The 22,282-nt window shown below is 61.4% G+C and carries 22 protein-coding genes and 2 pseudogenes; 11 read left to right on the top strand and 13 right to left on the bottom strand.

The window, feature by feature from the left end; genetic code table 11:
• Positions 1-25 precede the first annotated feature (25 nt).
• Positions 26-160: a hypothetical protein gene (locus tag CO676_RS36845; RefSeq protein WP_280952046.1), complete on the bottom strand. Its 135-nt coding sequence runs from the start codon at positions 158-160 to the stop codon at positions 26-28.
• An 85-nt stretch (positions 161-245) separates the two neighbouring features.
• Positions 246-935 carry an FAD-binding protein gene (locus tag CO676_RS23175; protein WP_179875607.1) on the bottom strand — a complete coding sequence of 230 codons (690 nt, stop codon included), beginning with the start codon at positions 933-935 and terminating at the stop codon, positions 246-248.
• A 223-nt stretch (positions 936-1,158) separates the two neighbouring features.
• Between CO676_RS23175 and CO676_RS23170 the strand changes: the two genes are divergently transcribed.
• Both CO676_RS23170 and CO676_RS23165 read left to right on the top strand, forming a co-directional pair.
• The gene (locus CO676_RS23170) at positions 1,159-1,908 is read left to right on the top strand and encodes an SDR family oxidoreductase (protein ID WP_097522788.1); all 750 of its coding nucleotides are present in this window, start codon (positions 1,159-1,161) and stop codon (positions 1,906-1,908) included.
• Positions 1,901-2,647 carry an SDR family oxidoreductase gene (locus CO676_RS23165; RefSeq protein ID WP_014763281.1) on the top strand — a complete coding sequence of 249 codons (747 nt, stop codon included), beginning with the start codon at positions 1,901-1,903 and terminating at the stop codon, positions 2,645-2,647. Before CO676_RS23170 ends, CO676_RS23165 begins: the two co-directional genes overlap by 8 nt.
• A 611-nt stretch (positions 2,648-3,258) precedes the next feature.
• On the opposite strand, the gene CO676_RS23160 is transcribed toward CO676_RS23165, so the two are convergent.
• Positions 3,259-3,657 carry a RidA family protein gene (locus CO676_RS23160; RefSeq protein WP_014763279.1) on the bottom strand — a complete coding sequence of 133 codons (399 nt, stop codon included), beginning with the start codon at positions 3,655-3,657 and terminating at the stop codon, positions 3,259-3,261.
• A gap of 156 nt (positions 3,658-3,813) precedes the next feature.
• Between CO676_RS23160 and CO676_RS23155 the strand changes: the two genes are divergently transcribed.
• The 3 genes from CO676_RS23155 (at position 3,814) to CO676_RS23145 (ending at position 6,934) form a co-directional block, all read left to right on the top strand.
• A complete protein-coding gene (locus tag CO676_RS23155; protein WP_014763278.1) occupies positions 3,814-4,407 on the top strand; it encodes a TetR/AcrR family transcriptional regulator in 594 nt (197 codons plus the stop codon).
• A gap of 884 nt (positions 4,408-5,291) precedes the next feature.
• Positions 5,292-5,507 (top strand): hypothetical protein, encoded by a 216-nt coding sequence (locus CO676_RS23150; RefSeq protein ID WP_097522787.1) that lies wholly within the window; start codon positions 5,292-5,294, stop codon positions 5,505-5,507.
• A gap of 698 nt (positions 5,508-6,205) precedes the next feature.
• Positions 6,206-6,934: a haloacid dehalogenase type II gene (locus CO676_RS23145; RefSeq protein WP_097522786.1), complete on the top strand. Its 729-nt coding sequence runs from the start codon at positions 6,206-6,208 to the stop codon at positions 6,932-6,934.
• A gap of 222 nt (positions 6,935-7,156) precedes the next feature.
• Here CO676_RS23145 and CO676_RS36220 read toward each other — a convergent pair.
• The 8 genes and pseudogenes from CO676_RS36220 to CO676_RS23100 all read right to left on the bottom strand — a co-directional run.
• A pseudogene (locus CO676_RS36220) lies at positions 7,157-7,261 on the bottom strand (XdhC family protein); the annotation flags it as partial.
• 483 nt (positions 7,262-7,744) lie between these two features.
• On the bottom strand, positions 7,745-8,470 hold the full coding sequence (gene arsH, locus CO676_RS23135; protein WP_179875606.1) for an arsenical resistance protein ArsH: 726 nt from the start codon (positions 8,468-8,470) through the stop codon (positions 7,745-7,747).
• Positions 8,445-8,870, bottom strand: a complete 426-nt coding sequence (gene arsC, locus CO676_RS23130) for an arsenate reductase (glutaredoxin) (protein ID WP_041414140.1) — start codon at positions 8,868-8,870, stop codon at positions 8,445-8,447. Before arsC ends, arsH begins: the two co-directional genes overlap by 26 nt.
• A gap of 1 nt (position 8,871) precedes the next feature.
• Positions 8,872-9,570 carry an MIP/aquaporin family protein gene (locus CO676_RS23125; protein ID WP_097522785.1) on the bottom strand — a complete coding sequence of 233 codons (699 nt, stop codon included), beginning with the start codon at positions 9,568-9,570 and terminating at the stop codon, positions 8,872-8,874.
• Positions 9,571-9,647: 77 nt separating this feature from the next.
• Positions 9,648-10,151 (bottom strand): arsenate reductase ArsC, encoded by a 504-nt coding sequence (locus CO676_RS23120; protein WP_097522852.1) that lies wholly within the window; start codon positions 10,149-10,151, stop codon positions 9,648-9,650.
• A gap of 17 nt (positions 10,152-10,168) precedes the next feature.
• Positions 10,169-10,522 (bottom strand): metalloregulator ArsR/SmtB family transcription factor, encoded by a 354-nt coding sequence (locus tag CO676_RS23115; protein WP_097522784.1) that lies wholly within the window; start codon positions 10,520-10,522, stop codon positions 10,169-10,171.
• Between the two features lie 350 nt (positions 10,523-10,872).
• Positions 10,873-11,040: a hypothetical protein gene (locus tag CO676_RS23110; protein WP_179875605.1), complete on the bottom strand. Its 168-nt coding sequence runs from the start codon at positions 11,038-11,040 to the stop codon at positions 10,873-10,875.
• 1,354 nt (positions 11,041-12,394) lie between these two features.
• Positions 12,395-13,069: a GntR family transcriptional regulator gene (locus tag CO676_RS23100; protein WP_014763265.1), complete on the bottom strand. Its 675-nt coding sequence runs from the start codon at positions 13,067-13,069 to the stop codon at positions 12,395-12,397.
• A gap of 429 nt (positions 13,070-13,498) precedes the next feature.
• Here CO676_RS23100 and CO676_RS23095 point away from each other — a divergent pair, with 429 nt between their 5' ends.
• The 5 genes from CO676_RS23095 (at position 13,499) to CO676_RS23075 (ending at position 19,928) form a co-directional block, all read left to right on the top strand.
• Positions 13,499-14,785, top strand: coding sequence for an NRAMP family divalent metal transporter (locus tag CO676_RS23095; RefSeq protein ID WP_179875604.1), 1,287 nt, complete (start codon positions 13,499-13,501; stop codon positions 14,783-14,785).
• A 10-nt stretch (positions 14,786-14,795) separates the two neighbouring features.
• On the top strand, positions 14,796-15,560 hold the full coding sequence (locus CO676_RS23090) for a 5-oxoprolinase subunit PxpA (RefSeq protein WP_097522780.1): 765 nt from the start codon (positions 14,796-14,798) through the stop codon (positions 15,558-15,560).
• A gap of 133 nt (positions 15,561-15,693) precedes the next feature.
• Entirely contained in the window at positions 15,694-16,500 is an 807-nt protein-coding gene (locus tag CO676_RS23085; RefSeq protein ID WP_097522779.1) for a putative hydro-lyase, read from the top strand.
• A gap of 7 nt (positions 16,501-16,507) precedes the next feature.
• Positions 16,508-18,109: a 5-oxoprolinase/urea amidolyase family protein gene (locus CO676_RS23080; RefSeq protein ID WP_097522778.1), complete on the top strand. Its 1,602-nt coding sequence runs from the start codon at positions 16,508-16,510 to the stop codon at positions 18,107-18,109.
• A gap of 40 nt (positions 18,110-18,149) precedes the next feature.
• Positions 18,150-19,928 (top strand): biotin carboxylase N-terminal domain-containing protein, encoded by a 1,779-nt coding sequence (locus tag CO676_RS23075; RefSeq protein WP_097522777.1) that lies wholly within the window; start codon positions 18,150-18,152, stop codon positions 19,926-19,928.
• Between the two features lie 42 nt (positions 19,929-19,970).
• Here the strand turns inward: CO676_RS23075 and CO676_RS37030 are convergent.
• A pseudogene (locus CO676_RS37030) lies at positions 19,971-20,130 on the bottom strand (SMP-30/gluconolactonase/LRE family protein); the annotation flags it as partial.
• Positions 20,131-20,283: 153 nt separating this feature from the next.
• Here CO676_RS37030 and CO676_RS23065 point away from each other — a divergent pair.
• Positions 20,284-21,243, top strand: a complete 960-nt coding sequence (locus CO676_RS23065; RefSeq protein ID WP_097522776.1) for a dihydrodipicolinate synthase family protein — start codon at positions 20,284-20,286, stop codon at positions 21,241-21,243.
• A 246-nt stretch (positions 21,244-21,489) separates the two neighbouring features.
• Here the strand turns inward: CO676_RS23065 and CO676_RS23060 are convergent, their stop codons facing one another.
• Entirely contained in the window at positions 21,490-22,212 is a 723-nt protein-coding gene (locus CO676_RS23060; RefSeq protein ID WP_041415182.1) for a FadR/GntR family transcriptional regulator, read from the bottom strand.
• Between the last annotated feature and the right edge of the window lie 70 nt (positions 22,213-22,282).

Here is a 22,282-nt window from a genome sequence, read left to right as displayed (position 1 = left end):
GGATATTGGATCATCGCTTCACATATCACATATCATGTGAGTTGTGGACATCACCATGGCGATGTTCACTGACCAGTGCTTTCAACAGCTGCAGTGGGTGCGGCAAGCCCGCCGAGCCCATCAGCTTGACCTGCGAACGACAGAAATAGCCGGTGGCCATCAGGACGCGCTTCGGGCCGGCACTTTCCACCTTCTGCTGTCAGCTGAGCTTGTAGAAGGTTTCGGACAGAGCGCGATTTTTGCGCTCATGCCCGAAGGTCCCCGCCATGCCGCAGCAGCCTGCGTCCCTCGACCGACAGCGTCAGACCGAAGGTTTCGAAGATCGCGCCCCAGGACCGGACGCTGTCCTGAGCATTGGTCCGCTCCGTACAGTGCGGCAGCAGAACATAGTCTGTCTCCGGCCCGTCGAACGTGCGAACCGCGAACCCGTCAAGCCGCTCGCTCAACCATTCCTGCGGAAGCAGCACCCTTGGCGTCTTTTGCGCCCCCAATGCGCCCGGATATTCGCTTCTATAACAAAGCGTCATCGACGGATCGAGACCGACGGGCGGCACGCCGCTTGCCGCCAGCCGGCAAAGGTGGCGGGCATTGCGCTCTGCCGCCCGTTCGAATGCGCCGAGATAGCCATGGATGTGGAGCGCCTTGCCATTGGGCTTCAGGGGCGCGACGAACGGCTTGAAGCCCAGCGCCAGAAGCAGGTCGATGACGTCGAGAAGCAGCGCGGGCTCGAAGTAAGATGTGAAGCTGTCCTGAACGAGGATCAGGCTTCCTTCCGTTCTCTTCACCGGATCGATCGAGACAATCCGGTTCATGTGGCGGGACATGTCGATGACGATACCGTCAGTCAATGATTGTTCGTTGGTGCCGGTCCCCCCTCCGCGCATGGCGAAGGAAACGCCATGAAACCGCGGCTCGGAGGCAAGCCGGGCGATCACGACGAGATCCGCCCGTCGTCGATGCGGCACTTGCCTCTATGTCGCCAGCAAACTTCGCGTGCCGCAGGGCATCGAGATAGTCCGTATACAGGCGCCCCGTCTTGGGTCTTTCGGCCAAGGCCGGTATCATCAATTTTCCTCAGCGCGACCGGTTATAAGTTGGCATATGAGTGATATCATACTAGCGTAGCGATCGACAGTTGAAATTGCGAGGGCGAAGCAAATGAAGGGACAAACGGCGGTAATCGTGGGCGGCGCTTCGGGCCTTGGTCTGACCACCGCGAAGCTGATGGTCGAGCGCGGTGCATCGAAGATCGGCTTGATCGACAAGAACAAGGAGCGCCTCGCCGATGCCGCCAAAATCCTGAGCGATCTCGGCGCTGAAGTGGCGATCGCCAGCGGCGATATTTCCGTGCGGGAAAGCGCCCACGCCGCCTTCGAAGAACTGGCCGAGCGCCTGGGGCGCATCCATGCCCTCGTCAACAGCGCGGCAATCTATCCGCGCAAACCGATCCTCGAGATCACCGACGCCGAATGGGATCTCGAAAATGCCATCAACATCAAGGGCACTTATCACATGATGGTGGCTGCCGTGTTGCACATGCGCGGCTTCGTCAATGCGCCGGAAGTAACCGGCCGCATCGTCAACGTCACATCAGTCGATGCCTTCAAGGCGCATCCGCAGAATGCCCATTACGCCGCGACGAAGGCTGCCGTTGTCAGCCTGACGAAATCCTTCGCACAGGAATGCGCAAAGGACCAGATCCTCGTCAATTCTGTGGCGCCGGCCGGCTTTGCGACCGATCGGGCCAAGGAGTTCGGATTCCTGCCGGAACTCGCCAAGGCGAGCGCCCTCGGCCGGGCCGCCGAGCCGGTCGAAATGGCCGAATGGATCGTGATGATGGCAAGCAGCCGCAATACCTACGCAACCGGCGAGAACGTCGTCATCAGCGGAGGGTACATCTATGTCTGATGCCTCGACCTACAGGACGGCGCTCGTCACCGGCGTCACCAGCGGCATTGGCCGCGCCACCGTCCTGACGCTTCGCGCAATGGGTCTGACGGTGCTCGCCGTCGGGCGCAACGAGCAAGCGCTTGCAGCACTCTCGCAGGAATGCGGCGCGCTGCCGATCAAGGCCGATGTGCGTGACACGCACGCGATCGCCGAACAGATCGGCGCTTGCGAGATCGACATCCTCGTCAACAATGCCGGGATCCTGTCGACCCGGGCGAGCTTCCAGGAGATCGATCCGGACGAGATCGACGCGATGATCGACATCAACCTGAAAGCGCCGATGCACCTGACGCGCCTGGTGCTGCCGGGCATGGTCGCGCGCAAGCGCGGCCACCTGATCTATCTCGGCTCCAGCGGCGGCCAGGCTCCCTTCCCGTCGATGGGCGCCTATGGCCCCTCCAAGGCCGGTCTCAGCCTGTTCTGCGACAATTTGCGTTGCGACCTGCTCGGCACTTCCGTCCGCGTCAGCGAAATTGTGCCCGGCCGCGTTCAGACGGACCTCTACAAGACGGCGCTCGGCCCGGAACAGGCGCGCGCCGCCCTTTACGACGGTTACCGCCCGATCCAGCCGGAACACATCGCCAGCCTCATCGGCAACGTCATCGCTCTCCCGACCTTCGTCGACGTCGCCCGCATCGAGGTCTTCCCGACCGATCAGGCAACCGGCGGCGGATCCATGGTGAAGTTCGATGATTGAGCGCGCACTTAGTTCGCCCGGATTGACGTGATACCCACGACTGCCCGAGATGCATGCCCGTGTCGCTCGGCAAGAGCGGGCTGTGCCAACAACCCCATTGTGTACCCCACGGGCACATCGCGCCAATTCCAGTCATTGACAGCAGGCGCAACAAATGGCGGGAGCCGACCCCATTGCTGCCGCTCTAAGAAAGCACCGGCCATGTGCGGTGCTGGTCCTAAGTGGACCGAGGGGCCGATACGACCACGGAAGAGGTCCTCAAGGCTATCCGCGAAGTCGGTCCCGGCCGCCAGATGGTGATGGCAGATCTTTTTGTGACCCGCTAAACCGGCAATTGGAAATTTTTGCTAACGACCATTCCTCCGAAAAGTTGACGTTCTGCTGACGCGCCCGCCGGACAAGCGGGCTTCCTTTGTTGCCGGTTGCGTTTCAAACGTTGCACGCGCGTTATATGGTGGCGAGAGAGGAACCCGGCGCACTGTACCGGCGCGGTACCGGCCGCTGTGCTGGGGTCATCGCCATCAGCCCGTTGCCAGTCGAGACAGCGGAGTCGCTGTCCCCCGTTCGACAGAACACGACGATATCCCGCGCAACAGCGGGGTGTGGCGATGTCAAGTACTTGCCGGAATACGGGCGATGACCTTTATCTCAAAATCGAAGCCGGCGAGCCAGTTTACGCCGAGCGCAGTCCAATTCGGGTAGGGTGGCTGGCTGAAAATCTGTTGCTTGACAGCCATGATAGTTCCGAACTGGTTTTGTGGGTCAGTGTGGAAGGTGGTTACGTCCACGATATCATCCATCGTGCAGCCGGCTGCGCTCAGCGTGGCCTTCAAGTTTTCAAAGGCCAGCCGCACTTGGCGTTCAAAATCGGCTTCGGGTGTTCCATCGGAGCGGCTCCCAACCTGTCCGGACACAAACAGCAGATCACCGGATCGGATAGCGGCGGAATAGCCGTGCTGCTCGTAGAGGGTGTGCCTATTAGCAGGAAAGATTGCTTCGCGTTGGGACATTCTGATCTCTCTTTATTGTTAGCAACGACAGATGAGCGCGAAGCAACGCTTCACAAGCTCGCGCACCATTTGATATACGGTACGTATCTGGAGTATCCTGCATACGGACCGTATGTCAAGTACGTATACGCTTCGTATGTGAAATTGAGGGATTGAATGGCGAAAAAGCGCAGCGAAACGATGCAGGAGAATCGCCTCAAGTTGATAGCGGCTGCGCGAAAAGCTTTTGCGGAAAAGGGGTACTCCGCAGCCTCAATGGACGAGCTGACGGCTGACGTCGGACTAACGCGGGGCGCGCTTTACCACAACTTCGGAGACAAGCGCGGGCTCCTGGCGGCGGTCGTCGATCAGATTGACACGGAAATGGCGGCGCGCGCCAAAGAGATTGGGGATCGGGCGGATAACGATTGGCAGGGGCTGCTCGCCGAGGGTGCGGCTTATATCGAGATGGCGCTTGATCCAGAAGTCCAACGCATCGTTCTGCTCGACGGACCTGCGGTGTTAGGCGATCCCTCGCAGTGGCCCAGCCAGAACAATTGTCTACAGGTGACCAAGAGAACTGTGGAGCGCCTCATCGCACAAGGCATCCTCAAGCCGCTTGACGCAGAGGCGGCGGCCCGGTTGCTTAGCGGCGCGGCCCTAAATGCTGCTCTATGGATCGCAGCGAGCGAAAGCCCGCAGGGCGTGATGCCGAAGGCGGTCGAGGCTTTTCGTGCCTTGGCGGCAGGTCTGCTTTTGGAGCCTTTGTGATCTACCAAAGGGCAAAGTCGAGCTCTCAGCTTGAGATTCTGGCTTCGCGGAATGCTCAGTCGAAGCTACAGCATTCAAGACCGCGGGGACTTGCGACTGGAGCAACTTCCGCTTCGGGATGCAAATCAGACCCGAGCGGCTGCCGAACTTCGCTCTCTACCCATCCACGACGATTGGGAACCGAAAAGATCGGACATTCCATTGTGGCAAAGAACTGGTGCGGCGACCTTTGCAGCCGATCTCCACGCGCGAGGGCTTTGGCGATTGGGCGGGTGGCCTTCGGCCAAATTCCCGAAGGCTGCTCCACCGGAACGCCTAGGCTCAATCGTTCAGCCGATTTAGACGAGCGGTGAAGGCGGAGAATCCGGTCGCCAGTCGAAAACGCTCCCAACAGTGAACCGAAGTGACGAACGTTGACCTTCGTCGGTCTCCCGGAGCAAATTTCCTCCACCCCGAGAAAACCGCCGTCGTGCTTGGCGAGCGCACACACGTCACCGAACCTTCGCCAGGAAACGCTGAAGCTGTTCGCTCCTTGGATCCGACAGCACCTCCTCCGCAGGGCCGATTTCTTCCATCACACCCTTGCTCGAATTCGTCATGGTCGGCATCAATGCGGGTCCCGCATCGACCACGGCTGCGGTCGCACCATGGGCTGGAAGAGTTCCTGAAACTGAACACCCCTGCACATCGGCGGCATCTGAAGTGAGCCACATAGAGCGGCGTTTGTTCCAGAAGGGAGGAGACGGGAAGACCGACAGCGACCCGCTTCTTCGTCTTGGAACTGGGTCTATGTATTTGCTGTTTTGGCTGCCATTCTCTTGATCTTGCTCATTGCACGGCATTGAGGCTCTAGGATCGAGCCGCTAACAGACGAGGTCGAGTCTATGCACAAGTTCACAGTCAGCATCACGGAAGAGTTCGAGGCCGACACTGCCGAGGAGGCCGCCCTGCTCATGTATCAGCAACTGACCAAAGGGCCGGCACCTCTGGTCTATTCGGTCACGGATGAGACGAAGACCGCAACCGATCTGACGCTGGAACGGAAAACGGCAGATGAGTTCGCCAGGCTCGATCACACGGCAGACCCCGGTAATTGGTGACGCCGGCAAAATCGGCGGAAGGTTCTTAATGACACAGCTTACGCAGCCGACAAGGGGCAACACTCGAGTTGTCTGCGACCGTGGCGAAATGCGCCAATTGCATCTACAAGGTTGCTGCGCAAGTACGACGTTTCGAACACGCCTGAGCTGGTCAGGCGGTCGCTCGCTTGTTGATTTGGAGACGCGTAATGGCTCCCATCCGAGACAGGAGTGCCGCAGGGTGCGTTCCTCCATCATCTTGGTTTAAGCGCGAGCCGCGGGGCGGCCGGTCGCTGTCGGGAGCGTCGGGCATCCACAGCGCCGCCTTTGGCATGATCTGCCGCGCCGAGCTTCCATGACGGCACATGGACCTATCCGCATGGTGATCTCGCTGATGTTTCCGCCACTGACATGAAGGGTTTCCTGGCATCAAGAGACCTTCCTTTTCGCTATAAGTTGGCGCAGAGACGTTCGAACTTTTGCGGCATATTGTGCGGCGATGAGGGCGCAGTTGGGCATAAACAGCCGTTTTTCGTTTCCTTTGCCTGCGACTATGCCCGGAAGCAGGTCCACAATTCAGCGGGGTCAAAAGACCTCAAGCGGCTTCCGGCAGACGATCGATCAGAGCGACCTTTCACACTGCCCGCGACGTCATGCTGCTTTCGTCCGGGAGGGTCGGTCGACGCCCCGGTCGATCCTAGATACCAAGGAGACAAAGAATGAAACTGACCGACTTCAAAGCATTGACGTTCGATTGCTACGGTACCCTCATCGACTGGGAGTCCGGCATGATCCAAGGGTTGAAGCCGCTGACCAGGAGAGTCGGCAAGAATTTGAGCCGCAACGAAATACTCGAGGCGCATGCACGCCACGAGTCGTCTCAACAACTGCAGACTCCGGCAAAGAACTACAGAGACCTGCTGCCGATCGTCTATAAGCGGCTTGCCGAAGAATGGGGGGTAGCCGTCAACTGGGGTGAGTGCGTCGCCTACGGCCGGACCGTCAAGGATTGGCCGGCCTTCAGCGACTCGGCTGGCGCGCTTCAGTATCTGAAGACGCACTACAAGATCGTAATCCTGTCGAACGTCGATAACGAGAGCTTCGCAGGCAGCAACGAGAAGCTTCAGGTCGGTTTCGACGCCATCTACACGGCGGAGGACTGTGGTTCCTACAAGCCGTCCGACCGCAACTTCGAATACATGATCAAGAAGCTGAAAACGCTCGGAATTCAGAAACATGAAGTCCTCCACACTGCAGAAAGCATGTTCCATGATCACGGTCCGGCCAACAAGCACGGCCTCGCATCCTGCTGGATCTACCGACGCTACGATCAGGCCGGTTTCGGCGCTACGATGGACCCGGGCCAAATGCCCAAATACGACTTCCGCTTCAACAGCATGGCGGACCTCGCGAAGGCGCACCAGGAGGATTTGAGGAAGCAAAGCTAATCATTGTTGCAAGGGACTGCTGGCATGCTGGGATTGCGCTCGGCAAAGCGGTCGCCGTGTCCCTTCGCAGCTAGTTTCCGCGCTCCACGCAGCTGCGACCTCCGAGGAAACGTGAAAGATCAAGCCTTTGAGCAGTGGTATCACGCTCCGAAATAGGTGATCGCGTCTGGCATTGCGGCACTTTGCAAAGATGCACCACCATTCATCCCTCCATCCTGCTGTTACGGTGCGACAGGCAGCGATGTCCGCCAGAACGGACAAGGCAAGCGACGACCTCGCTTTCGGAAATAGGCCTATGGGCGCCTTGATGCGGGCGATCGAGGCATCGGAGAATCCGCGACGTCTGGGTTCGTCGCAGCGGCGCTGATAGGGCGTAGACTCATAACGACCTGATCCAGATGCGGGTTGCGGCAAGTTGATGGCAGCGAGAAAGTTGCGTGGGTCTGGCAGCGGTAGGCCCACGAACTCAGTCCTCCCCACATTAATGAGCGTTGATCGACGCAATTCAAGGCGTTTCGGTTTCGGAGATCGAAGTTAGTGCAGTGGGCATGGCGGCGCAGTGGCGTCGGCCGCGAAACGCACCGCCACAGCGACGTCATGAGCACCATCGCCGCGGCCCTCTAATCAGTGAGTGAAATACAGAACAACGCTACCGATCACCTGCGCGAGTCCTAGCACGACGCAGACAGCGAGCAGGATCGGTTTCCACCAGGGCTTATTTCCAGTTGACCGGTGATCTCTGCATGTTCCGAGTTGCCGCAGGACGAGTTGTTAAGCAGGTCGGCCCCTTTTTTTGGGCCAGAAGTCTGTTCAGACCGACTTGAGCTTGATCCGCCGTTCAAGCTTCTCCGCGTCTTCCTTGCGCTCGCTGTATCGGTCGACGAGATAGGCCGACGCGTCGCGGGTGAGCAGCGTGAACTTGATGAGCTCCTCGCAGACGTCGACGACGCGGTCGTAGTAGGCAGACGGCTTCATACGCCCGTCGGCGTCGAACTCCTGGTATGCCTTGGCGACGGACGACTGGTTGGGAATCGTGATCATGCGCATCCAGCGGCCAAGCAGTCGGAGCGTGTTGACCGCGTTGAAGGACTGCGAGCCGCCGGACACCTGCATGACGGCGAGGGTCTTTCCCTGCGTCGGCCGGATCGATCCGATCGACAGCGGTATCCAGTCGATCTGTGCCTTCATGACCCCGGTGATCGCCCCGTGCCGTTCCGGGCTCACCCAGACCTGGCCTTCCGACCATCCGGAAAGTTCCCGCAGCTCCTGCACCTTGGGATGACTGACCGGCGCGTCGTCCGGTAGCGGCAGGCCCGAAGGATCGAAGAAGCGCACTTCAGCTCCGAAGTGTTCCAGCAACCGCCCGGCCTCCTGAGCAAGCAGCCGGGAATAGGACTCCTGGCGCAGCGATCCGTAGAGGATCAGGATGCGCGGCGGGTGGGTCGAGAACGGCGGCCGGAGCGCGTTCAGATCCGGCTTGCGGAGATGCCGCGGATCGGCAGCAGGAAGATCAGACAACACGGCGGCCCTCTTCATCGAGAATCTTCTCGCCATCCTCCTTGACGAACGGCCCCTTGAAGGCGTCTGCAGGCAAAATGTCGAGAACCGCCTCCGATGGCCGCGCCAGCCGTGTTCCGATCGGGGTGACGACGAACGGCCGGTTGATGAGGATCGGATGCTCGAGCATTGCCGCCAGGAGCTGGTCGTCGGAAAGCGCCGGATCGTCGAGGCCGAGCTCCGCAAAGGGCGTTCCCTTCTCTCGAATTGCCTCGCGGACCGAAAGGCCGGCGTCGCGGATCATTCGGGCGAGTTCGTCTCGGCTCGGTGGAGTCTTGAGATATTCGATCACCGTCGGTTCCATGCCGGCATGGCGGATGAGCGCCAGGGTGTTGCGCGAAGTCCCGCATGCGGGGTTGTGGTAGATGGTAACGTCCATGTCATTCGGTTCCCTTGACCGTTGGCGGCGAGGTTGAGGTGTTCCGTTCGGCTAGCATCCATCCGACGATGGCCGCGGCGACGAGCGCGCCGAGGACCTCGGCGACGACGAAAAGCGGCACGTCCGTCGGGCGGATGCCCGAGAAGGTGTTCGTGAAGGCGCGAGCCACAGCCACGGCAGGGTTCGCGAATGAAGTCGACGCAGTGAACCAATAGGCCGCGGTGATGTAGAGGCCGACGAGCCACGGAATGGCGTCGCCGCGGAATCGCAGTCCCGCCAGAATCGTGAGGACCAAGCCAAAGGTGGCCACCGCCTCTGCGATCCACTGGCCCGTGCCGGTGCGGGCGGTTTCCGAGACCTGGAACAGTTGGAGGTCGAACATCGCATGCGCAATCAGCGTCCCGGCGATGCCGCCGAGGACCTGTGCAAGGGCGTAGAGAGCGGCCGCATTCGCCTCGATCTCGCGCCGTGCCGCGAACACCATGGTGACCGCCGGATTGAAGTGCGCGCCGGATATCGGCCCGAGAATGCTGATCAGCACGACGAGGATCGCCCCCGTTGGTATGGTGTTGCCGAGCAGCGAGACCGCTACATCGTCGGACAGGCGGTCAGCCATGATCCCGGAACCGACGACGGTGGCAACCAGGATGGCGGTGCCCATCGCCTCCGCGGCGAGGCGGCGTTTGAGGTCGAAGGCCATGCTTCAGCCCGTCTGGTCTGCGGTGTTCTGCGACGTGCCACTGTGCACGTGGCGGGTATCGAAGTGGAGCGCCTTTGTCATGCTATGTCGGGACTCGTCGACGTGGAGCCTTCCATCCCACCGATCTCGTGGAGCTTCGACGTCAGGCTCATCCGCTCGAGGCTCTCGACAGGCAGGGCCGCAAAAGCTGCGATGCGAAGCTTCATGTAGCGGAGCGTCGTTGCAAAGGCGACCCGCTTCTCGGCGTCCGTTCCCTCGACAGCAACCGGGTCCTCGACGCCCCAGTGCGCCGTCACCGGTTGGCCGGGCCATACTGGGCAGGCTTCACCCGCTGCGTTGTCACAGACGGTGAAGATGAAATCCATCTCAGGCCCATCGGGGCCTGCGAACTCCTCCCAGCTCTTCGAACGCAGATCCTCAATCGGGTAGTGATGGCCGGTCAGGGTCTCGATCGCGAGGGGGCTCACCTCCCCCTTTGGCTGACTTCCGGCGGAATAGGCGTTGAACTTGCCGCCGCCATCCTTTCTCAGCACGCTTTCGGCAATGATCGAGCGGGCCGAGTTTCCCGTACAGAGGAACATCACGTTGAATTTTCTGGTCACCGAGAGACCTCCTCCTTTGAACAACAGGGTTCGAGCTCCTGGATCAGCGGCGCGCAGAGACTGGCATTCCCGCCGCAGCAGTCCTTGAGGAGAAACAGGGTCAGCTCCCGCAAGCGCTGCATTTCCGCTCGATAGACGATCAGGCGGCTGCGGCGTTCGGACGAAACCAGGCGGGCGCGGGCAAGGATGTTCAGATGCGTCGACATCGTGTTGTGGGGTATCGCCAGCGCGCGGGCGATGTCGCCCGCCGGCAGCCCCTCGGGCTGATGCCGGACAAGCAGCCTGAAGGTTTCCAGACGGGTCGACTGGGCGAGTGCCGCGAGGGCCAGGATGGCTTCTTCTTGTTCCATATGTCGAGAATACCGGAAATATGGACATAGTCAAATCGGCATTGGCTCTGCTAGAAGGCGAATACCTGAGGGAAGGCAAAGTTGTGCGGCAGCAGAGGGAGCGCGTGCGCGATCTGTATGAACTTGGAGTGGTGCGTGACGACAGCTACGCCACTCTCCAAGTCGCCTATCCGGCGCGGGAGACTGCGAAAGAGCATCGCTGTGGCAGAGGATAAGGAACGTCATCTCGGCGAGACACTGATCGATACGGCGAATTTGATCTCTCAGGCCTCATCGAAAGAGAGAGCAGTGATTGGTGCGGTCCTTGCCCCAGGGACTTGCCAGTGCGAAAGACGCTGCAATCTGGCGTCTTACGCACTCCCCTCTGTCTCGCTACCTTCGTCCAACTCATGGAAGGGCAGAAAGCCGTACGACTCCAGCCATTCGCGAATGATGAGGCGGATCAGCTCTTGTCGCTTCATCTCAAGTTCTTCACTGGCGCGAGCGAGCGCCATCTCAACGTCGTCGTCGAAGGTCATCAGAGCTTGACTTTCAGCGTCCTAATGCCGTTCCCGTCGGCCACTACTCGAGATGACGCCCTTGCTTACGAGCCACGCCTCGAACGTGCCCGGACACCCCTCGTGAGTCCACATGCCGCGATACGGGAAACCAAGGCTATGGGGGCCGCGCCCGATAGCATGGAAGCCTTCCTCGGTGAGGAGCGCGCTCCCATCTGCTTGGACCCTCCTGGGATACTTCTTCTTCGCCCTTCTGATTTTCACGGCCTGCCTCCTACGCACTACAACCGAGAAGTCGTAGGGTCTCACAGCGCGGGTTGCAGTCAAGGATTAGCGGCGCCGCCCAAACGAGCTACCCACGCCGTCTACTTAGGGAGCGGGGTTTCCGTGAGTTCTCCACATCATGTAACCGCTGCAGGAGATCCCGTATCTTCTGGGGTAGTTTTGGCAGGACTTTGAATGTAGGAAGGGACCGGAGGAAATCGACGTTTTGGGCGGTTGCCATTTCCTGCCGGATTCGCGTCGCCAGGTCCCTGTAGGGCTTCTTCATGTCGCCGCTCCTAATCAGGTAAACAACGCGGCTGAGATAATGTTCCGGATTTAACGGGGGGCGAAGGGTGGCAAAGCGCAGTTTGCCGTCAAGGAGAAGGGGCGCCGCCCCAATTGCGGTAATGGGGCCACTGAGTGGGACCGTTTGCCGGCTGCGCGCATAGTAGCAGTCGGAGAGCCTCTTATGGACAGGAAGTTTCAGAAGGGCGATTACGTGCTGGCCAGGGGCGAGGTCATCTGGATCGACAACGATGGCACTCGCGGGTGCGGTTTAAGGGTGGCGAGATTCCGATAAGGATCAGCCCCTCAGCCCTTGAACTGGTCTCCCCAATCCGCCCCGTGAAGCCAGGAACGCCCCATCAGACGACGTAGACTAGCAGATTGCCCAGGTGCGGGATTACCTAGCAGCGCCGGGCATGAACCACCAATTGACGGAGGCGGCAGCCAGGGCCCAAAGCGCCACTATAAAAATTGCGCCACCGCGACTAATGGGCTTTTCGGCCGAAGCAGCAGCAGTCGCCCGATGCTCCGCCATGATATCTGTCGGCACCAACCGAATAGGAAAACTGACTAACTGTCCCGGTGAGCTGCGCATAATCGGATGCGCATAATCCCTGACATAGGTCCAAGATGCGACCGGTATCGGTCTTGCCCTTCGCCAGGATCGGCACGGTGGTGTCGTCGCCATGCTACGCAGGGATAGTCCTCGCATCTTCATTGTTGTCATTCGTAACTGTTCAAGTGGAGGGCGCTCGAGCGACTGATGCTCCGGCCCGGAAGGTAGGTGTGCATCGCTAAACGGCCCGTGTACACGCGTTGCGCAAGGTCACCTCCCAGAGGCGTTGTCCGTAACAATTCGCGAGAATGCGGCGAGAACAGTGCGCTCCGACTGCATGAGATAGGCCTCAAGGTCTGCGGCAGCCTCAGCAGTCATCCCCGCCTCGAGCTTCTCGAGGATTGCCGCATTCAGGTCGACATAGGGCGCGTGCAACAGCTCGGGATCGTCGAGCAGACCGAAGCTGAGGCGCAGCTCCGCGGCGATCTGGGCATAGAAGGTGTTCAGCCGCTGACTGTCAGCGAGATCGACAATCGCCGCATGAAAAACCATGTTCTCGCTGCCGACCGTTCGCCAGTCCTTGCGACTGCGCGCGACCTTGGCATGCTCAACCGCCGAGCGCATTCGCGCCACCGCCGGGTGCTTGGGATAGGCTTTGGCAATCGCCTGGCATTCGATCATCCGTCGGACCCGGTAGATGTCGATGATGGAACCCATGCTGGGCGTCGCGACGAAGACGCCGCGATTGGGCTCGTGCCGCAGCAGCCCTTCCTTGGTCAAAAGCCGGAAGGCTTCGCGTAGCGAATTGCGCGATACGTCGAGACCGGTGCTGAGCGCAGCCTCGGACAGGCGCTGGCCGGGCCTCAACTCGCCCGCAATCAGCTTGTCGCGAATTTCCTCCGCCAGCCGCGGCGCAAGCGCCGATGTGTTATTCTGCTCAGCCATCAGAGCCCCTCACGCATGGACAAGGATAAACCATCCTCCCCTTTCGCATCGATATAGCGGTTCGCGCCCCATGGGAACCATGAGAGGAACGGCGCGATCAGGCGGATCAAGGCGACGTCAGACATGATTCTCGGTCAAGCTGGCGTACACGGAAGCGAGTGATCCCGCGCCGCCTCCCTATCGTTGATGGCACGACGGGAGGCAAGTGCGCCTCCCCACGAGGCCAAAATCTGCCCAAACCATGTGAAATTGGACCCAAGTACAGCACAAATCGCTCAACATTTGAACAACATAGTAGAACGACAATATAAAAATTGTTGAACAATCTTGACAGAATTGTGAAACGAGAAGACGCTAGCTTCCATCCGAAAATTCACGTGGGCCAACCTGAGAGAGTTGAGGGGGCGTCCGCACATAGGGAGAGAGTTAATGGAGCAGCCATCTATTTCATCCAGCGGCGCGGGGCCCGCCACGTTGTCCGGCCCGTCTGACAAATCGCCCAGCATGTCAGCCAAGTCGCGTCGCTCGGCATTGACAGCCGCAATTTTCCTGATGGCTACCTCGGCCATCGGCCCGGGCTTCATTACCCAGACCGCAACATTCACGACCAAGCTCGGGGCGGCTTTCGCCTTCGCCATCCTTGCCTCGATCCTAATCGACTTCGTCGTGCAACTTAACATCTGGCGGATCGTGACGCTGACGAAGATGCGTGCCTCCGACCTTGCCAATGCGGCCATCCCGGGGTCCGGTTATCTGCTCGCCATTCTCGTCATTGTCGGCGGACTGTTCTTCAACATCGGCAATATCGGCGGCACCGGCCTCGGCATCAATGCGATGATCGGGCTCGATCCGAAGGTCGGCGGTGCCATCAGCGCCGTCTTGGCAATAGGCATCTTCCTGTCGAAGCGCGCCGGCATGGCGGTCGACCGGTTCATCATCCTTGCCGGCGTACTCATGATCGCATTGACTGTTTACGTTGCCATCGTATCGGGGCCCCCCGTCGGCGATGCGCTGTTCCAGACTTTCCTGCCGTCCACCATCGATTTCGCCACCATTACAACCATCGTCGGTGGCACGGTCGGCGGTTACATCACCTATTCCGGCGCCCATCGCCTGCTCGACAAGGGAACGGTCGGCATCGAGAACCTCGGTGCGGTCAACCGCGCGGCCCTCACTGGCATCGCCGTGACCGGCCTCATGCGTTACGTGCTCTTCCTCGCGGTTCTCGGCGTGGTCGCGAGCGGCGTCGTCATCGATGTCTCCGGCAAGGGTGCGAACCCGGCTGCCCAGGCCTTCCAGACCGCGGCTGGCGGCATCGGCCTGCGCATCTTCGGCGTCATCTTCTGGGCGGCCGCGATCACCTCGGTCATCGGTGCTGCCTATACATCGGTTTCCTTCATCACCATTTTCAAACAGGACATCACCGAACGCGCCCGCAACATCGCGACGGTGATCTTCATCGCCATCTCGCTGATGTTCTACGTCGTCATCACCACGCCGCCGGCCCAGATGCTTGTCTTCGTCGGTGGTTTGAACGGTCTCATCCTGCCGATCGGTCTGTCGATTTTCATCTACGCGGCTTGGTACCGTTCCGACCTCATGGTCGGCTATCGTTATCCGCGCTGGCTGCTGGCGCTGGGCGTACTGGTCTGCGCGCTGACCTGGTACATGGGCTACAAGTCGATCGGCCCGATTTTTGCGCTTCTCTCAGCCTAAGGAGATCCAGATGACTGCCATTGATCTTAACAGTGACCTCGGTGAAAGCTATGGCGCCTGGAGCATGGGCGATGACGCGGCGATGTTGGCCATCGTCTCGAGCGCCAATATCGCCTGCGGCTTCCATGCCGGCGACCCGCTCGGTATCCTGAAAACCGTCAGGGCGGCCGCTGAAAAAGGTGTTTCGATCGGGGCACATGTCTCCTATCCCGATCGCGTCGGCTTCGGCCGGCGCGACATGGATGTCACGAGCGCGGAACTGACCGCCGACGTCATCTACCAGATCGGCGCCCTGAAAGGCGTCGCCGGCGCAGCCGGTGTCACCGTCGGTTATGTCAAACCACATGGCGCGCTCTACAACCGCATTGCCCACGACCCGAAGCAGGGCCAGGCGGTGATCGACGGCATCAAGGCCATCGATCCGGATCTTGTGCTGATGGGACTGGCCGGCGCACCCGTCCTCGAGGCTGCCCGCAAATCGGGCCTAAAGACCGTAGCCGAAGCCTTCGCCGACCGTGCTTATGCGCCGGACGGCCAGCTCGTCTCGCGCCGCGAGCCGGGGGCGGTGCTGCACGATACTGATGTGATCGCACGGCGGATGCTGCAGCTCGCCCATGAGGGTTCACTCGAAGCGATCGACGGCTCGACCATCAACATCGATGCGCAGTCGATCTGCGTGCATGGTGACAGCCCCGGCGCCGTGGCGATCGCTCGGGCAATCCGCCAAGCCTTCGAGTCCGACGGGATCACCGTTCGTTCGTTCTTGAGGGCCTAGATCACGATGATTCTGGGTCGAATTCGACCAAAGTCATAAACGTGATGGATCCTAATAACTCAGAGCGGGATGCGGGCGGCAAACCGCTCACACTTTTCCTCAGCTCGCCCAGAACAATTGTCGGGAGGACACCATGATTGCGATTGAAAACCTTTGCCACGTCGATGCCGAAGCGGCTCGCGCAGCGCGTGAACGCTATCGCGGCGGCAGTGTCGAGCCAACATCCGGTGTCGCACCGGGCTTCACCCAGGCGAACATGATCGTCTTGCCGCGCGACTGGGCCCTCGATTTCATGCTCTACGCGCAGCGCAATCCAAAGGCCTGCCCGGTGCTCGACGTCTCCGATCCCGGCGCGCATTCAACCTTGCTTGCGCCGGGTGCCGACCTGCGCACAGACCTCCCGCTTTATCGCATCTGGCGCGACGGCAAGCTCGTCGAGGAAACAGCCGATGCGACTGCCGCCTGGGCAGAGCAAGCGGATCTCGTCAGCTTCCTGATCGGCTGCAGCTTTACTTTCGAAACGCCGATGATCGAGGCCGGCATCGAAATCCGCCACATTACCGACAAGTGCAATGTCCCGATGTATCTGACCAGCATGCCCTGCCGGCCGGCTGGCCGCCTGCATGGCAACATGGTCGTTTCGATGCGCCCCATCCCGGCGTCCCGCGTGGCGGATGCCGCGACGATCTCCGGCCGCTTCCCAGCCGTTCATGGCGCACCCGTGCACGTGGGCGCGCCGCAGGAGATCGGCATCAAGGACTTATCCAGGCCGGAATTTGGCGATCCGGTGCGCATCGAGCGGGGCGAAGTTCCCGTGTTCTGGGCCTGCGGCGTCACCCCGCAAGCGGCCGTGATGGCGTCCCGTGTGCCTTTTGCGATCACCCATGCGCCCGGGCATATGTTCATTACCGACATTCCCGATTTCGCCTATCACGCCTGAGGTCCGGATGCGTTTACTGCCCGTCAGTCTGACAGTACTGCTTGTCGAACTCGCCGACCTCGGCGAAACTCTGGCCCTGTTTGCCTCGCTCGAAGCCGATCCTGTCGAAGGCATTGAGGACATGGTGCCGGCCGCACGGACGCTGATGATTCGCTTCCGGCCGGAAACGCTCACGGCGGAGAGGCTGGCCGGCGAGATCACCACCCGCGATCTGTCGGCCCGCATCGCGCCCTCCGACAAGCTTGTCGAGATCCCCGTCCGCTATGATGGTGAAGACCTGGAAAACGTGGCGGAGTTGACCGGGCTTTCAGTGGAAGACGTCATCCGCCGCCACACCGAAAGCACCTTCACCGTTGCCTTCTGCGGCTTCGCGCCCGGCTTCGGCTATCTCGTTGGCGGCGACCCCGCCCTTCAGGTGCCGCGCCGCCAGAGCCCGCGCACGAAGATCCCAGCCGGTTCGGTCGCCTTGGCCGGCGCCTTCAGCGGCGTCTATCCACAGGCAAGTCCGGGCGGCTGGCAGATCATCGGCACGACGCCGGAGCGGATGTGGGACCTGTCGCGCGATCCGCCAGCACTGTTCCAGCCCGGCTACCGCGTGCGCTTCTTCGATCTGGAAAAGAGGTCGGTCCCGGGTTCCGCGGCGGGGGTGAAATCTCCAGACGCCAGCTCGACCGAGCTCACCGCCGAGGCGCTGAAGCTGAAGATTCTGGCCGCGCCCATGCCGGCGCTGTTCCAGGATCTCGGCCGCTTCGGCCAGACCGGTCAGGGTGTATCCTCCTCTGGCGCGCTCGATCGGGGTGCGCTGAAAGCCGCCAATCGGGTCGTCGGCAATGCAGTCGCCACGCCTTGCATTGAAATCATCCCCGGTGGCTTCTCGTTCGAAGCATCGGGCCGCACGGTCGTTGCGCTCACCGGCGCGCCCTGTCCAATTTCCATCCGTGACGCCTCCGGGCGAACAATTACAGCCGAAACCTATCAACCGATCTCACTGGAGCCTGGCGATGTCGTGACGCTCGGCCATGCGCCGAGAGGAATGCGCTGCTATCTGGCCATCCGCGGCGGCTTCCATGTAAAGCCGGTACTCGGCAGCGCCTCTACCGATACGCTCGCCATCGTCGGTCCGGATCCCGTCACGGCAGGCGCCATTCTGACGGTGGAAAAGAAAACCCCGACCCTGGCCAGCGTATCCCTCACCGAAACGCCGGCCTTCGAGCATCCCGCTCCCGGCGAGGTCGTGACGCTCGACGTGATCATGGGCCCGCGCAGCGACTGGTTCACCGAGGCGGGCATTGTCAGCCTCTCCGATCAGCTCTGGCAGGTGACGCCGCAGTCGAACCGTGTCGGTATCCGCCTTTCCGGTGAAACCCCGCTCGAGCGCAGGGACAAGGCGGAATTGCCGAGCGAGGGAACTGCGACCGGCGCCATCCAGGTGCCGCATAGCGGCCAGCCGGTGCTTTTCCTCGCCGACCATCCGCTCACCGGCGGCTATCCGGTCATCGGCACGGTTGCCGAGTACCATCTCGATCTCGCCGGGCAGATCCCGGTCAATGCCCAGATTCGCTTCCGGCTCGTGACGACTTTCGCGGATATTCACACCGCGGGGGCTTGAGACCGCGACCCGGCCGATCAACAATTAGGAGGAGACATCCATGAAGAAGGTTCTGATCGCCAATCGTGGCGAGATCGCAGTGCGAATCATTCGCGCCTGTCGCGACCACGGCCTGCAATCGGTCGCCGTCTATGCCGATCCGGACATGGATGCACTCTTCGTTGAGCTGGCCGACGAAGCCTATGGGCTCTCCGGAAGCCGCCCCGACGAGACCTATCTCGACGTCGACAAGCTGGTCGACATCGCCAAGCGCTCTGGCGCCGATGCCGTGCATCCGGGCTATGGGTTTCTTTCCGAGCGGGCTGAATTCGCCCGGGCCGTTATCGATGCCGGCCTCACCTGGATCGGCCCCGACCCGCAGGTCATCGAGGCATTGGGCGATAAGGTCGAAGCACGGCGGATTGCTTTGAGCGTCGGTGCACCGTTGGTGGCCGGCAGTGATGGCCCGGTCGACACGGCTGCCGAAGTGATCGCCTTTGCGGAAAAGCACGGATTGCCCGTAGCCATCAAGGCGGCCCATGGCGGGGGCGGCCGTGGCTTGAAGGTCGCCTGGAAGATGGAGGAAGTGGCGGAACTCTACGAATCCGCCGTGCGTGAGGCCAAGGCCGCCTTCGGCCGCGGCGAATGTTTTCTCGAACGCTTCCTCGACCGTCCGCGCCACATCGAGGCGCAGGTTATGGCCGACAAGTACGGCAATGTCGTGGTGCTGGGGACCCGCGACTGCTCGCTGCAGCGGCGCAATCAGAAGCTCGTCGAGGAGGCGCCTGCCCCATTCCTCTCCGACACTCAGCGCCAGTCGATCCATGACGCTGCGAAGAAGATCTGCGCCGCAGCCGGCTATGCAGGCGCCGGGACCGTCGAGTTCCTGCTCGGCGTCGACGGCACGATATCATTCCTTGAAGTGAACACCCGCCTGCAGGTCGAACATCCGGTGACCGAGGAGACAACCGGCATTGACCTCGTCATCGAACAGTTCCGCATCGCCGACGGCCTGCCCCTGCGCGTCACCGAAACGCCTGCCCCGCGTGGCCACTCGATCGAGTTCCGCATCAATGCCGAAGACCCAGGGCGCGGTTTCCTGCCGACGCCGGGAGCAATCACCGTTTTCGACGCCCCGTCCGGGCCCGGTATTCGACTCGACAGCGGCGTGGTGTCGGGTTCGACCGTACCCGGCACCTTCGATTCGCTGGTGGCGAAGCTGATCGTCACCGGCGCCACCCGCGAGGAAGCTTTGAGACGCGCCCGTCGCGCCCTGAAGGAATTCAGAATCGAGGGCGTTGCCACGGTTCTGCCCTTCCATCGCGCCGCGATTGAGACGGAGGATTTTAACGGCGAGAATGGCTTTAAGGTGCACACGCGCTGGATCGAGACCGATTTCGCCGCCCGTCTCGAGGCGGAGGCTCGCCCCGAACCGGTTGCCGATCTTTCGCTGATCCGCACGCATGTCGAAATCGACGGCATGCGCCATCAACTCGGCATTCCCGCCGCCCTGCTTGCCGGTCTCGGCGGACTTGCAGGCCAAGGCGTCGGTGCGGCAACGGCGACCGAGACGAACGACGCGCTGGACGTGACCGCGCCGATATCCGGCACCCTGCAAGCCTTCAAGGTCGAGGATGGCGCAGACGTCGCCGCCGGCGAACTCATTGCCGTCATGGAAGCGATGAAGATGGAAACCCAGGTCACGGCGCCGCGGGCCGGCAAGATCCGGATAAAGGCCGAGGCCGGCGCCTATCTGCAAGCCGGCGCCGAGATCGCTCGCTTCGAGGCCCCAGCGGCAGTCAAAGATGACGATTCATTTCCTCCCGGGACGCCAGCATAGCGATCGCGCCGGGTCAACAGCGGGCTCGTCGAGCGAACCCGCGGTCCATTGGACATGGTCGGCGCCCGAAAGCTCCGCGCTATGCAGAGCCCCGCGACCGATATCGACGAAGAACAGGCAGTTGCGATTCGTCGTAAACGGAGCTCTCGGCCACCTCGCAGCGCAGGTCCAGCACGCATTCAAATGTCACGTCGAAAGACATGTTTTGCACCATCGTCTGAACGCCAGCTTTTCACGACTCCGCGACAATGCGCGGAATTCTTTAGGTTTAGCGATCTCGTTTTTCCTTAACATCTCTCTTGCCTCCGCTCAACTTGTAAAATAAAAATACAAGAAACTTGTCCAGGAGATTTCCATGAAAACGACATCCGCCACCGCGGCCGACCTCGGCGCCTCCGTCCTCTCAGTCCCGCCTTTGGCGCGCGACGCGCAGGGAGTGCCGAACAAGACGGAAAATCGCCGACAGGTGGATTGGCTGCGCTCGGGTGGTGTGACGACCTATCTCTACGGCGGCAACGCCAATCTTTATAATTTCGGCGTCATGGATTTCGGTCGGCTGCTCGACATGCTCGAGGAGATCGCGCCTGCCGACGGCTGGATGATCCCGTCGATCGGCGCCGATTTTGGCAAGGCCGCCGATCAGGCCGCCATCCTGCGCGAGCGGGCCTTTCCGACCGCCATGGTGCTGCCGCTCTCCTTTCCGGCAACGCCGGCGGGCCTGGCCTCCGGCTTTGCCAAGCTTGCCGACATCAGCGGGCGACCGCTGATCGCCTATATCAAGAACAACGGGTTCATGGAGGCGGCCGACATCGCCCGTCTCTTCCGCGATGGCGCGATCTCGGCGCTGAAATATGCGGTAGTTCGTCCCGAGCCGAAGGATGATCCCTATCTCGCCGCAATCCTCGAAGCCGTCGGCTCCGGCGAGCGGATCGTCAGCGGCATCGGCGAGCACCCGGCGATCGACCACATGGAAATGGGCCTGACCGCATTCACCTCCGGCTCGGTCTGCGTCGCCCCGCATCTCTCGACGGCGATCCTGAAGGCCGGCCGCGAAGGTCGTTTCGCTGACGCCAGGGCCATCCGTGAAAGCTTCCTGCCGCTCGAGGACCTGCGCGATGCCCATTCGCCGATCCGTGTCCTGCACGAGGCGGTGCGGCTCGCCGGGATTTGCGATACGGGACCGATCGGCGACTTTCTCACCAATCTCGACGGCGCGGAACGGCTCGAGGCCGTCACCAAAGCGGCGCGTGAGCTGAAGTCAAAGTGTCAAGGGGCGGCGGCTGCAGCCACACCACTGCGCTCGGCGAGCGCCTAGGGAGCAACTGTGATGGCCCTTGCCCCATCCCCCTCTGGCTTGCCGGCCAGCTCCCCTACAAGGGGGGAGAACGCATGTATTGCGCGCTGTGCCCATCAAGAGGCGCTGTCTTCCGGCAAGCCGTTTGATTGGTGCACTCGGCCTGCGGCGAGTCAATCTCGCCCCTCGTGGGGGAGATGGCCGGCAGGCAAGAGGGCGGTAGGACCTGCCGCTAACCTTCGGGTCCCGACGCCGAACGATGCCTGCCTAGAGATCGCCGTAGGATCCGGTGACGCGGGCGCGGGATTCCGTCAGGTGATAGCGCATGTGGAGACGCGCCAGGTCGGCATTCTGGCTGGAGATAGCCATGAAGATCTTGCGATGCTCTTCGAGGACCCGGCGCCGCCGGTCTTCCGAGCCCTGCTGCGTAAGGCTCAGGGCCATGCGCATCGAGCCGCTCATGATGTCGCGCAAGTCTTGCAGGAGGCGTGGAAACAGCTCGTTTCCCGCGGCGGCCGCGACGGCGAGGTGGAAGGCGAAATCCTCCTCCCAGCCGTTCTCGCCGCGCTGGAATGCACTCTCGAGCGCCGCAAGTGCCTCGCCGATCTGGTTCAACTGGGCCTTGGTTCGCCGCATCGCCGCCAGCCCCGCGCACTCGGTCTCGAGTGCGAGGCGCGGCTCGAAGGCCCTCAGATAGCTGGCGATCTCCGCCGAGGCGGCAAAATCGGTGAGCTTGTTGGAAGGTCGCGACTTCACGAAGGTGCCGATCCCCTGGCGCGAGACCACCAGCCCATCGGCCTGCAGCCGCATCAGCGCTTCGCGCACCACCGGCCGGGAAACCTGGAAGTCGCTGCAGATGCGCGCCTCGGACGGCAATTTCGCGCCTTCGGCGAATTGCCCGCTGGTGATCTGCTCGAGGATCTGGCCGTAGAGTACGTCGGCAAGGCGTTCGCGCCGCGCCGGCTTCAGTTTCAACATCACGTCGTTCAATAGCTTGGTCTCGCCTGTCATTTTTCTGAACAGGTCTAATCTAGCCGAGCCGATCGGGAATGCAAAGGAG

The organism is Sinorhizobium sp. BJ1 (genome assembly GCF_002531555.1).
Taxonomy (GTDB): Bacteria; Pseudomonadota; Alphaproteobacteria; order Rhizobiales; family Rhizobiaceae; genus Sinorhizobium; species Sinorhizobium fredii_B.
This window is presented reverse-complemented; position numbering and strand designations above follow the sequence as displayed.